At 36.9% G+C, this 13,347-nt stretch carries 10 protein-coding genes; 5 read left to right on the top strand and 5 right to left on the bottom strand.

The genetic code is table 11. The annotated features are described in order from the left end of the window. Positions 1-9 precede the first annotated feature (9 nt). Positions 10-861, top strand: coding sequence for a peptide chain release factor N(5)-glutamine methyltransferase (gene prmC, locus BW951_RS00220; RefSeq protein WP_076389893.1), 852 nt, complete (start codon positions 10-12; stop codon positions 859-861). A gap of 230 nt (positions 862-1,091) precedes the next feature. Here the strand turns inward: prmC and BW951_RS00215 are convergent, their stop codons facing one another. The 4 genes from BW951_RS00215 to BW951_RS00200 are packed head-to-tail and all read right to left on the bottom strand — an operon-like array spanning position 1,092 to position 6,766. Then, entirely contained in the window at positions 1,092-1,745 is a 654-nt protein-coding gene (locus tag BW951_RS00215; RefSeq protein ID WP_076389891.1) for a rhomboid family intramembrane serine protease, read from the bottom strand. A gap of 11 nt (positions 1,746-1,756) precedes the next feature. After that, the gene (locus BW951_RS00210) at positions 1,757-4,339 is read right to left on the bottom strand and encodes a DNA gyrase/topoisomerase IV subunit A (protein WP_076389889.1); all 2,583 of its coding nucleotides are present in this window, start codon (positions 4,337-4,339) and stop codon (positions 1,757-1,759) included. 11 nt (positions 4,340-4,350) lie between these two features. After that, positions 4,351-4,827 (bottom strand): hypothetical protein, encoded by a 477-nt coding sequence (locus BW951_RS00205; protein ID WP_076389887.1) that lies wholly within the window; start codon positions 4,825-4,827, stop codon positions 4,351-4,353. 49 nt (positions 4,828-4,876) lie between these two features. After that, on the bottom strand, positions 4,877-6,766 hold the full coding sequence (locus tag BW951_RS00200) for a DNA topoisomerase IV subunit B (protein ID WP_076389885.1): 1,890 nt from the start codon (positions 6,764-6,766) through the stop codon (positions 4,877-4,879). A gap of 284 nt (positions 6,767-7,050) precedes the next feature. Between BW951_RS00200 and BW951_RS00190 the strand changes: the two genes are divergently transcribed. The 4 genes from BW951_RS00190 to BW951_RS00175 all read left to right on the top strand — a co-directional run bounded on the left by BW951_RS00190 (position 7,051) and on the right by BW951_RS00175 (position 12,189). Beyond that, positions 7,051-7,767: a LytR/AlgR family response regulator transcription factor gene (locus BW951_RS00190; RefSeq protein ID WP_076389881.1), complete on the top strand. Its 717-nt coding sequence runs from the start codon at positions 7,051-7,053 to the stop codon at positions 7,765-7,767. A 560-nt stretch (positions 7,768-8,327) separates the two neighbouring features. Next, entirely contained in the window at positions 8,328-9,545 is a 1,218-nt protein-coding gene (locus BW951_RS00185; protein WP_076389879.1) for a T9SS type A sorting domain-containing protein, read from the top strand. A gap of 29 nt (positions 9,546-9,574) precedes the next feature. Beyond that, complete coding sequence (locus BW951_RS00180) at positions 9,575-10,843, top strand: T9SS type A sorting domain-containing protein (protein WP_076389877.1); 1,269 nt, start codon at positions 9,575-9,577, stop codon at positions 10,841-10,843. A gap of 197 nt (positions 10,844-11,040) precedes the next feature. Continuing rightward, on the top strand, positions 11,041-12,189 hold the full coding sequence (locus BW951_RS00175; RefSeq protein WP_076390523.1) for a methionine aminotransferase: 1,149 nt from the start codon (positions 11,041-11,043) through the stop codon (positions 12,187-12,189). Positions 12,190-12,509: 320 nt separating this feature from the next. Here the strand turns inward: BW951_RS00175 and BW951_RS00170 are convergent, their stop codons facing one another. Beyond that, entirely contained in the window at positions 12,510-13,274 is a 765-nt protein-coding gene (locus tag BW951_RS00170; protein ID WP_076389875.1) for an SDR family NAD(P)-dependent oxidoreductase, read from the bottom strand. Between the last annotated feature and the right edge of the window lie 73 nt (positions 13,275-13,347).

Raw genomic sequence — 13,347 nt, 5'->3', positions numbered from 1 at the left:
TGTCTAAAAATGACCATTTCAGAACTAAAAAATTACTTCAAAACAGAACTTTCCACTTTATATACAGACTCGGAATCTGCATTTCTAAGCTCAGTATTCATCGAAAAAATTGTTGGGTTTGATACATTTCAGCAGCGAAGATCTGCGGATCAGGAACTATTAAAAGATGATGAAAAAAGGCTTCTTGAAGTTATTTATGAGCTAAAAACTTCAAAACCTTATCAACATATTTTAGGCGAAACAGATTTCTACGGAATGACATTTTTCGTCAATGAAAATGTGCTGATTCCCCGTCCTGAAACGGAAGAGCTTCTGGAATTTGCGATAAAAAAGATCAAAAGTTCAACGTCTTATATTCAATGTTTAAAAATTCTGGATATCGGAACAGGAAGCGGAATCATTCCGTTGGTTTTAAAAAAACATTTCCCGCAGGCGGAAGTTAGTTCTATCGATTTTTCTGAAAAAGCACTGGAAGTTGCCAGAAAAAATGCAGCATTTCATCAGCTTACTATCAATTTCATTCATGCAGATTATCTGAATTTTGATTTAAAAGAAAACTTTGATGTCATTATTTCAAATCCGCCTTATATCGGAAAAGATGAAGAACAGGAAATAGAACATTCCGTAAAAGGTTTTGAACCGACCATGGCACTCTTCTCTCCTACTTCCGATGCATTGATTTTTTACCGAAAAATTGCCGAAGATTCTAAAAAATACCTGAATAAAAACGGACTTTTATTTTTGGAAATCAATCAGAAATTAGGTTCAGAAACACTGGATTTATATTGTACTGATTTTGAAGAAGCAGCATTGATTAAAGATTTATCGGAAAATGATCGATTTGTTTTTGGGAGGAAGTAAAAAATTCCACTCAAAAACATTAGAAATTGAAGCTTTTTAGCTCATTATGAATCTTTTAAGGTGGATTTTGATTCTTTTATTATCATAATTCAGTCTATCACAATCAATTCTCAGGATATAAAAGTAGTTTAGCTAATTAAAAAATTAAAAATTTTTATCTGTCTTGAAGTTCAATAAAAAAGCAATGAAACACACGATCCATTGCTTTTAAATTTATCTGTAAGAAATCCTTATCCTATTCTTTTCTTTACAAAAATCTCATATCCCAGGTAAATTAAAGGAAGCGACATAATTCCGAGATACATTGAATTTTCAATCGCCGCCTGTGGCTGATTGACAACGGCATAAATAAGTCCGAAAAACGCGCCTCCTAAATGCGCGGCATGACCGATATTATCGTTGTGATTCGGATTCAGCATCATATAAACAGAATAGCTGAAATACACAAGACCAAATATATATCCCGGAATTCCGATGGGAATAAAAAACATATAGATTTCTAGATGCGGAATCAAGGCAATAGAGGCGAACAAAATTCCCGAAACTCCTCCACTAGCGCCAATGGCTGAATACCAAGGCTGTCTTTGATAAACAAATAGCGAAAACATATTTCCAAGTAAAATTGATCCGAAATAAATGATCAGAAAACCTAAATTTCCAAATCCCTGAATAACAACAGGACCGAAAAAATACAGGGTAAGCATATTAAACACCAGATGCATAATATCGGCATGCAGAAATCCTGAGGAAAGCAGACGGATGTATTCTTTCCTGTTTAATATGGCGCCTACACTGAATTTATATTTCTCAAAGTTGGCACTTCCCATGGGAGCTGCAAAACTGATAACAGCGGTTATGATGATGATTGCTATTAAAATATTCATTTTTTCAACATTTAATGTTCTGTATTATCGTCATTCTGAAACAGGTTTCCAATGGTTCCGTCTTCATCAAATCCCGCCATAGACTCCGGATCTTCATACACTTCCGGCTCTTCTTCCACAGGTTCAGGAATGTTGATATTGATGGATTTTACCTTGAATTTGGTAAACTGGTTTCCGATGGCTTTAATTCCCTTCACGGCAATAAATTCATCGATATTCACTTCTTCCGGCTCTCGTTCTTTGCCTTTGTCTTTTGCGAAAATAATTTCGGCAGTGGCTCCGTTGGCAACAATTACATTTTCAATGAACGATTTCGAATGTTCCGAAGGCATAAAAGTCTGCACATTCGGCGTGTTTTCAAATAAAAACCGTTTGATGAAATAAATATCTTTTTCACCATCGTAATAGATGCAGGTTACCGGCTGATTCGGACGCCATTTTTCCAGCACCAGATATTCGTCATCGAAGCGGTTTCCCAGATCAAAGGAAACTAATTTTGCTTCTCCGTTGGTGTTGATGGTTAAAATTTTATCATCCCCTTTGAAGCTTCCCAGTAAAGTTCCTCTTCCGTCTGCATTCAGTCTTCTCACCGTATCATCAAACCAGATTCTTCGCGGTGCTAATGTAGAAACGCCTTCTTCCTTCAGATCCACTTTCTTCACGGAGTATTTTGTCACCAGATTTCCTTTGGAATCACGACCTTTAATCGCCAGTTCTGAGAAATCGATGTCCATTTTATTTTTTCTGATCCTTGGATTGGGTTTCAGAAGAACCGTCACTGTTTCTGCTTCTCCGTTTGGATTTGCCGAAAAATAAAGCACTTCCGACCCTTTTTTATCCGAAGCTAAAGGATAATCCGTATTTCGGGTAACACCAGTTACGGAAAAACGCTTCATATAGTAAGGTCCTTCTCTTCCTTCGCGGTAGATCATATTGTAGACTGTCCTTTTATCGTTTTTCTTCCAGATGGCAACATGGAGAATATCTTTTCCGATAAATGTTTTTGCCTCCACTTTTACCACTTTCATGCTTCCGTCTTTTCGGAAGGTAATGATGTCGTCGATATCTGAACAGTCGAACAGATACTGGTCTTTTTTCAGAGACGTTCCGATAAAGCCTTCCTCGAAATTGGCATAGAACTTTTCATTGGCAACCGCAACTTTTGTTGCATCGATCGTGTCAAAAATTCGAAGTTCGGTTTTTCGCTGTCTGTCTTTACCGTATTTTTTCTGAATGTTCAGATAATAATCTATCGCGTACTGAATAAGATTCGCAAGATGATGTTTCACCTGCTCAATCTTACCTTCCAGCGCAGCAATATTTTCTTTAAATTTATCTAAATCGAACCTTGAGATTCTCTTGATTCTGATTTCTGTCAGTTTTAAAATATCTTCTTCCGTTACGGCTCTTAAAAGATGTCCGGTATGAGGTTTCAGTCCTGCATCAATGGTTTTCAGAACATCTTCCCATGTTTTTACCTCTTCAATATCGTGGTAAATTCTGTTTTCGATGAAAATTCTTTCCAGTGAAGAAAAATGCCAGCTTTCCTGAAGCTCATGAAGCTCGATCTCCAGTTCTTTTTTAAGCAAAGAAACAGTATGATCGGTGTTCATTTTCAGGATGTCAGAAACATTCATGAACATCGGCTTATCGCCGACAATTACACAGGCATTCGGAGAAATGGTGACCTGACAATCGGTGAAAGCGTATAAAGCATCAATTGTTTTATCCGGCGAAACATCATTATGAAGATGGATCAGGATTTCAACTTTATCGGAAGTATTGTCTTCAATTTTCTTGATCTTGATCTTTCCTTTTTCATTGGCTTTAATGATAGAATCAATCAGATCGCTTGTTGTTTTTGAGTACGGAAGCTCCGTAATAATAAGGGTATGCTTATCGTAAGGGGAAATTTTAGCTCTGGCTCTTACTTTTCCGCCTCTGTGTCCGTCGTTGTACTCGGAAACATCGAGATAACCCGCGGTCATAAAATCGGGGAAAAGCTCAAACTTTTTGCCTTTCAGATATGCTACGGAAGCATTGATGAGTTCGTTAAAATTATGCGGAAGAATTTTGGTTGAAAGTCCGACTCCGATCCCTTCAACGCCCTGCGCTAAAAGCAGTGGAAATTTTACAGGAAGATCAATCGGCTCGTTATTTCTGCCGTCATACGATTTTGCCCATTCCGTTGTTTTCGGATTGAAAACCACTTCGAGTGCAAAAGGCGTTAATCGGGCTTCGATATATCTTGCTGCCGCTGCAGAGTCTCCGGTGTAGATGTTTCCCCAGTTTCCCTGTGTATCGATCAAAAGTTCTTTCTGGCCGATTCCCACCATCGCATCCGTAATGGAAGCATCACCATGAGGGTGATATTTCATGGTGTTTCCAACAATATTGGCAACTTTATTGTAACGTCCGTCTTCCAGCTCCCGCATGGAATGCATGATCCTTCGCTGAACAGGCTTAAATCCGTCATAAACCGATGGAATTGCCCTGTCTAAAATTACATAAGAAGCATAATCCAAGAACCAGTCTTTATACAGTCCTGAAACTTTTTTTAAGCTTTCGCCTTCATGCGAGTATTCTTCTGTCATTCTTTAATTTATTAACTCTTTTTCTCTTTATTGGCCTTAACGACCTTATTTAAGGAAACTTTTAAATCACTAATTTCTCTTTTGGTAAGATATGAAATTTCATATCTTAAAGTAGTGGAACCGCTGTTTTTGCTTGAGATGGTAACGTAAAGCCTTTTCATAAAGAAAAGATCAATAATCTCAAATTTCTGCAGTTTATACTTCGGGAATTCATCACTTAGCGGCTTATGCAGAAAAGGAATGATATTCCGGTTTCTGAAATGAAGCGCTTCTCCGTCACTGTCATATTCAAAAATCTGCCTTCCGTTAAGATAGAAAAATACAATTAAAAATACGGGAACAATAATCAGCAGTACGCCTTCCCATCCAAGGATTTTAAATTTGTATTCCTCCAGAATATAAGCTCCGACACCTCCGACCAACAGCATAGCCAGCAAGGTAGTTATGAAGCTGTAGACCGAAGTTTTGTTACGGTTACTAAGTCTCATATTAAATGTGTTTGTGAGTTTTTGTGTTTTTCTAAAATAAGAATTTTAATTAATTTTCATCTATGATCTCACTCAATATTTCTTTTTTGTCTATATCCGGATCTTCCACCACTAAATTTTCAAGAATAAAAACCTGTCTGTCTGGTGTATTTTTTCCCATATAAAATTCCAAAAGCTGATCGATGGTCTGATCTTTTCCTACCACAACAGGTTCCAGACGGATGTCTTTCCCGATAAAGTGCTTGAATTCATCGGGAGAAATCTCTCCCAATCCCTTAAATCGTGTGATCTCAGGATTTTTTCCCAATTCATTCAGCGCTTTTACTCTTTCCTGCTCTGTATAGCAATATCTTGTCTCTTTTTTGTTTCTCACCCTGAATAGCGGTGTCTGAAGAATGTAAAGATGTCCGTTTTTAATCAGATCCGGGAAGAACTGAAGGAAAAACGTGATCATCAGCAGACGAATGTGCATTCCGTCGACATCGGCATCGGTGGCAATAATTACCTGATTGTATCGAAGATCCTCAAGACTTTCCTCAATGTTCAAAGCTGCCTGAAGAAGGTTGAACTCTTCGTTTTCATACACTACTTTCTTGGTTAAACCATAGCAATTTAACGGCTTTCCTTTCAGAGAAAATACCGCCTGAGTTTCCACATCTCTGGATTTTGTAATGGATCCGGATGCAGAATCTCCTTCCGTAATAAAGATCTGGGTTTCCCCTTTTCTTTCATTTTTCTGATCGTTGTAGTGCTGTCTGCAGTCGCGAAGCTTTTTGTTGTGCAGAGAAACTTTTTTGGCTCTTTCTCTCGCTAATTTCTGAATTCCGGAAAGCTCTTTTCTTTCTCTTTCCGAGATTAAAATCTTTCGTTGGATCGCTTCGGCAACTTCAGGGTTTTTATGTAAAAAATTATCTAATTTACTTTTCAGGAAGTCAATGATGAAGGTTCTTACGGTTGGTCCGTTCGGTCCGATGTCATTGGATCCTAACTTTGTTTTGGTCTGAGATTCGAAAACCGGCTCTTCTACATTGATGGAAACTGCTGCCACAATAGATTTTCTCACATCGGATGCATCAAAGTTTTTATTGAAAAACTCACGGATTGTTTTCACGTAAGCTTCACGGAAAGCGTTTAAATGCGTTCCTCCCTGTGTTGTGTTCTGTCCGTTAACGAATGAAAAGTACGTTTCTGTCTGCGATTTATCGGTATGCGTAATCGCAACTTCAATATCATTATCTTTCAGATGAACAATCGGGTAAAGTGTTTCGTTTTCCAGCTCCTCGTCCAGCAAATCTTTCAAACCGTTTTCTGAGAAGAATGTTTCTCCGTTGAAAAGAATTTTTAATCCGGGATTAAGATAGGCATAATTGCGGAGCATTCTTTCGATATACTCTTTTCTGAATTTAAAATGAAGGAAAATATCGGCGTCCGGAATGAAGGAGATTTCCGTTCCGTTTCTGTCTGATGTATCTTTTTCCTCGAAGTTTTCGGTGATAAGTCCTCTTGAAAATTCTGCAACTTTCATCCTTCCGTCTCTGAAAGAACGGACACGGAAATAATCGGAAAGGGCGTTAACTGCCTTTGTACCCACCCCGTTAAGACCTACGGATTTTTTAAAGGCTTTACTGTCGTATTTCCCTCCGGTATTCATTTTAGAAACCGCATCCACTACTTTTCCCAACGGAATTCCACGCCCGAAATCCCGGATTGTAACTTTACCGTCGTCTAATTTTATTTCAATTCTTTTACCGGCTTTCATCCTGAACTCATCGATGGAGTTGTCCAGAATTTCTTTCAGTAAAATGTAGATACCATCATCGGCGGAAGAACCGTCTCCCAGCTTCCCGATATACATTCCGGGACGCAGGCGGATATGCTCCTGCCAATCGAGGGTTCTGATATTATCTTCGGAATAGATCGGATTTATTTCTTGTGACATATATAATTTCAGCAAACATACAAAAGTACGAAATTGAAGAAAATTATCCGAATATTTTGATTCATTTTTTTGTAAATATTCTCATAGGTATTGCATTATTAATAATGAAATTCTATATTTACATTATTCAATATCAAGTGAAAAACCTGCTTTATTTTATTTTTTTCGTTAAAATTAAAGCTGATTATGTTTGAATTTAATAATCTTAACAACATCAATAAATATTATCTTATGGCTGTCTTTCTGTAATTACCACTAAAACTGAAACCAAAAACCAAACTCACATGAAAAATAAATTGAATGCCTGTATCATTGATGACATAGATGAAGGCAAATACATTTCCCGATTACTGAAAAAGGAATTTCCTGAATTCGAAATTGACCTTCAGACGAAGTGTATTCTTTTCGATTCAGATTACTTCAGCAAAAATTCCACGAATATTTTACTCGTTGATATTCATTATTTTGACGAAAATGATCTGGAAATGCTGGAAAAACTTCAAGAAAATGATTTCTCCATCATTCTTATCACAGAATCAGAAAAATCTGCTATTCAGGCAATAAAAAGAGGATTTATCCATTACATCTTCAAACCTTTAAAAAATCTGGATTTCGTGCTCACCGTTAATAAAGCACTTGAAAAATTCAGAAAAAACAGAATCTCCCCTTTTTCCGGTTTTCAAAACAAGATCAATCTTCCTACCCTCCAAGGTTTTAAGCGGGTGAATGTTGACGAAATCATTCGTTGTGAAGCCGATTCCAATTATACTTTTATTTACCTTTCCGACAAAAGCAAAGTAATGGTTTCCAAAACACTGTGCGATTTTGAGAAGAACCTTTCAGAGTATAATTTTTTTAGAATTCACCATAAGCATCTCATCAATCTCGAACATCTGAAAGAATATATTAGAGGAAAAGGCGGACAGGTGGTAATGGCGGATAATTCTGTTCTGGATGTCTCCATCCGTAAGAAAAACGAATTCCTTCATAAAATGGCTTAATGTAACGTGAGTTCGATGTAAAAACAATACAAAAATATCAGTAGGAATTTAGCCTATTTTAATGATTAAGAAAACAATTGGCTTTAGCCAAAACTTATATAAATTTTGGTTAGAGTCAATTTTGATTTGGAATCTTTACACCCAACTTAAGCCTGACGCAATTAACAGAAACAAAATATTGATTATCTATTAATTTATATTCTCTTTATCGAAAACGCGTTAATGTAAGAATGAATATTTTTACATAAAACCGTGATTCTTACATAACAGGAAATTCTTCCTTTACTAAAATTAAAACAATAACATTCAGTTATTTAAGCATAAAATCATCGCAACTTTTTGCGCAGTAAATACATTTATTTACGAAAAGACTACACTTACTCAAAATCCGTTCACATTTGCTTAGTCACTTTAGTGTGAGATTATTTTATGTGATACTTTTAAAGTCTTAACTACAAGAAAATTTAAACAGCTAAAAAGGTGAAAACCAAAATGTATTCAATAAGTATTAATTCTTAAAGTTTTTGTTGGTTTTTGATGTATAAAATCAATTTCGCATCATGGTAAGAATGTATTTTCTAATCTTCTGTTTTCTTTTGGGAAACATAATGCTTTTGGCACAAAATCCTCCCTGTTCAGACTTTAATGATCCTGTAAATCCTTACGGGAACTGGGCTCCGGCTGCCGCGCCCAACGGAAATGTAAGCGTGGGCGTAAGTTCTCCGAATCCTCTGGACGGATCGCAGTTTCTTGTTATAAAAGACAAGTCGGGAGGATCATGGTATCAGAACTGGAAAGATTACCAAAAGCTGGGAAACTATTTTTTAGGACAGTGTCTTTATTTTGATTTTTATCTGGATAACGACAGTGGCTACGGATTGCCCTATCATCCGTACATCACGCTTTCCGACGGTACCAACAGCGCTACATTTGTTGCAAGTGTAACGGTAACTCCCGGAAGCGGATGGGTTCGTATAAAAGCGCCTATTCAGCTTTCCAGCGGCGGTGTTCTTCCGAGCAATTCCGACGGAGCATGGACGATGAGCCCTGTGAATGCGGCAATTTTCGACAATATCATCATGAATTCTCAGGTTCTTTCCATTACTCCAGATATTACGTCTACACAACAGGAAGTAATGTATTTCGACAATATCTGTGTAAAACCTTGTGAAGGATGCAATGAATGCAATTCCAACTTTAAAATCCAGACTACGACAAGCACATCAGGAAATTACACTACGGCTCAGGTATTTCTTGAAAGTACCAATTCTCCAAGCTTATATAAAGTAGACTGGGGCGACGGAACCTCTGGAAATGTTTTAACATCCCATACTTATAATCTGCCGGGAAGCTACACCGTTTGTGTGACTCAGTTTGAAGGAGACCTGCCTAAGTGTAAAACGTGCATTTCGATCTGCGTTCCGAAACCTGCGGAAGGAGGAAATGCCAAAAATTCAGCTAATCTGAAATCTCCGCTGAAAGATGTTGCAGATGCAGCAAGAGCAGAGTCCGGAACAGCCAGTCAACCGGATTACAATCTTGTTCCCAATCCCGCAAAAAATTATGTTGATGTACAGACCAATCTTTCCAAAAGAGGAAATGTAACTGTTAAAATTATGGATACTTCCGGAAAGATTCTGATTAACACTTCCGAAACGGTAGAAAGCGGAAGGCAAAGCATCAAGATTAATACTGAAAAACTGATTCAGGGAACTTATATTGTTGAGATACAATCTGAGAACAGTAAATCTTCGCAAAAACTTCTGATTTCGAAATAAACCGATCAACAAACACAAAATAAAAAATCATGAAAACAATACTAAAAACCGAAGGACTGCTTCAAAAAAGCTTTCAAATCATAAAATCACAAAAATTAATTTTAGCCCTTTTCATTGGTTTAATCTCACATGCTGGAGTTTCTGCGCATGCTTCTACGATTACCAGAAAATGGTGCGGCGGATTTTTTCACAGAAAATTTGTCGCTCAGGCTCAGACCTCTGTCCTTTCTTACAAAAAATATGTAACGGGATACAACTGTATCGGTCAATTTGTAGGATATGGAAATGTGGGTTTATGGTCTTCCACCTGTTCTAATGAAAGCAAAGGATGTTCCCGTCCTCAGACAGCCATGTGCAGCAAAAGCGGAACGGTTTACGATCAGGTTTATAATGTCTGTACTCTTTCTTTCACAGGTCCGTATGCGTACAACAGTTATGCAAAAGCCGAACATCTTACCAGCGGAATTTATCTTACACAGACTTCTTCCGGCAGAGGTTCTGCAGGACTTACAGGAAGCTATACCTTAGATGAAAAGAAGTTCTCTAAACTGGTAGATAACGGAACTTCTTTTGGAGAAATTACCGGTGATGTTACGGTGAACGATAATAATCAACTGGTTGTTACTAAAATGAACGGAAGAATCAACATCACTCCTTCTGCGGATTTTTATTCTAACGTAAAAATAGTTGTTATTAAAGAAAACGTTAATATTTCGGATGACGAAGCGCTTGCGAATGAGCAGGCTGTACAGAACGGAACTTATCCTGATGTGGTGTATACCGCAACCGTGCATATTTCTAAAAACGGACTTACTTACGACGGAATTTTTAAAAACGGATTTATCAGCAACCAGATTAAAGAATATGCTACCGCACAGGAAAAAGGTGTTTCTTTCAGCAATTTTTCTTCATCCGTTCCTATTAATGTTAATTTAAATGATGATGAAAAGCTTACGCTGGTAACGGTAATGGATGGCGGATTTGATATCAGTACCGCAATAGTGCAAAAAAATGCAAATACGGCAATCGACAATACTCTTTCTTCTGACACGCCAAAACTCACTCCAAATCCTGCAAAAGATTATGTAGACGTAAATATGAACCTTGAAAAAAGAGAATTGATTACTGTAAGAATCATCAGTTCTTTAGGTAAAATAGCTGCCGAAAAATCTGAAACGCTGAACAGCGGGAAACAATCCATAAGACTCCATACGGATCAACTTCTTCCCGGAACTTATATTGTTGAGATAAAATCGCCTTCTAAAACGGCTTCGCAGAAACTGCTCATAACGAGGTAGTGCAATTCATATCTTTAAAAAAGCCATCCGAAATCGGGTGGTTTTTCTTTTGAAGTATTTCTTTAAAAACATTTTAAGTATTTAATTCCTGCTCCAATAAAATATCTTTTTGCGTTTTGTGGTTAATTTAAGCCAATAAATCTCTCTTGATTGTAAAAAATAAATTAAATTCGATACAAGAAAAAAAACAATCCTTAATGATACAACTTCCTTTATCCAAACTTTCCAATGTAGGAACTACGATTTTCAGCCAGATGACGCAGCTTGCCAATGAAAATGAAGCCATCAATCTATCGCAGGGTTTTCCCGATTTTATGCCGGACTCCGAATTGCTGGATCATGTGAATCATTTCATTAAAAAAGGCTTTAATCAGTATGCACCGATGGGCGGAATGATTGGTTTGAAGGAAGAAATTGCCGGAAAAATAGAAAATTCTCATCAGGCAGTATATCATCCGGATTCTGAAATTACCGTTACCGCAGGCGGAACTCAGGCTATTTTCACTGCAATTGCGACTTTTGTAAAGAAAGAAGATGAGGTCATTATTTTTGAACCGGCTTACGACTGTTATGAACCTACGGTAGAACTTTTCGGGGGAATCGTAAAGCGTTTCGAAATGAAAGCTCCCGATTATGAAATCGACTGGAATGTGGTAAAAAGTTTAGTTTCGGAAAAAACCAAAATGATCATCCTGAATAACCCGAACAATCCTTCCGGAAAGATTTTAAAGGAACATGACATTCAGGAATTAATTAAAATTGTGGAAGGAACTTCTATACTGATTTTAAGTGATGAAGTGTATGAAAATATTGTTTTTGACGGAAAACAGCATTTAAGCATCTGCAAATATCCCGAACTGAAAAACAGAAGCCTTTTAGTGGCTTCATTCGGAAAACTGTTTCATGTGACCGGGTGGAAAATAGGCTATTGTGCGGCTCCGAAATATCTGACGGATGAATTCAGAAAAATACACCAGTTTAATGTTTTCTCCGTGAATACACCGATGCAGCTTGCTTTGGCGGAATATATGAAAAATCCGGATCATTATAATCAGCTGAATCAATTCTTTCAGGAAAAAAGAGATTTTTTAAGACAGGGTTTAGCCAATACTTCTTTTGAATTACTGGATTGCGAAGGAACGTATTTTCAGGCTTTAAAATATGATAACATTTCTGACAAAAATGATCTTGATTTCGCGCACGAACTCACGATTAATCATAAGGTGGCAAGTGTTCCTTTTTCTTCTTTTTATAAAAATAAGCTGAATGAAAATGTAATCCGTCTATGTTTTGCGAAGAAGCAGGAAACTTTGGAAAGAGCTTTGGAGAATTTGTCTAAACTGTAATTTCGTTGATTTAGCAAACTATAAAGATTTCAAAAAAATAAAAAAACTGGTGACATTGATAATTTCTGTCACCAGTTTTTAATTTAAACATTACAAAAAGATTATACGCAATTTATCATAAAGTTTAAACTCATTTTAAATTTAACCGCAAAAGATGCAAAAGACTTTAATGCATTTATTTAAAGTATTTCAAAGTCTGCAAAGAGAAAAAATCTTTGATTTTTTTAAACTTATGTGCTCCTTTTTTCCATTTAAGTAGTAAACTTAAAAAACCAAGGTGTTACAATCTTTTGTATCTTTTGCTTTAAAAAGTTTAAACACTACAAAAACATACCTCCGGAAGCTTCAATTCTCTGTCCGTTGATCCATCTTGCCTCTTCGGTACACAGGAAAGCCACTATTCCACCGATATCGTCGGGAACTCCTGCTCTTCCTAAAGCGGTATTATTGGCAACCATAGTATTGATATTTTTATCATCTCTTGTTCTTCCTCCGCCGAAATCTGTTTCAATAGCACCGGGAGCCACAACATTAGATTTAATTTTTCTTGCACCCAATTCTTTTGCCTGATATTTTGTCAGCATATCAATCGCTGCCTTCATAGAGCCATAAACGGAAGATCCGGGTAATGCAAACCTTGCCAAACCTGAAGAAACGTTGATGATTCCACCACCTTCGTTCATAAAAGGCAAAAATTTCTGAGTCAGAAAAAATACTCCCTTGAAATGAATATTCACCATATCGTCCAACTGCTCTTCAGTAACCTCCGGAATCGGGCAATATAAAGCTGTTCCTGCATTGTTGATGAGATAATCGATATTTCGGCTGCCTGTATTTTCTTCAAGATGATCTCCGACCGTTTTTACAAAAGCATCAAAACTTTTCACCTCTTTTGTATCCAGTTGATAAGCAATTGCTTTTTGTCCTAAAGACTGAATTTCTTCTACTACCCTATCCGCTTCTTCCTTATTGGTTCTGTAAGTTAAAATCACATCAAGACCTTTCTGGGCAATTTTAATAGCAGAATTTCTTCCTAATCCTCTGCTTCCACCCGTAATTAGGGCAATTTTTCTTCTTGTTTCCATTATTTAATGATTTATTTTAATGAGACAAAGTTCAGATAATTTACGGTTCAGGCGTTTGCTTTATTCAAACTTA

Origin of the sequence: Chryseobacterium gambrini, from assembly GCF_900156825.1 — a bacterium.
GTDB classification, from domain to species: Bacteria; Bacteroidota; Bacteroidia; order Flavobacteriales; family Weeksellaceae; genus Chryseobacterium; species Chryseobacterium gambrini.
Note: the sequence above shows the minus strand (reverse complement) of the source record. Positions and strands in the feature narration are given on the sequence as shown.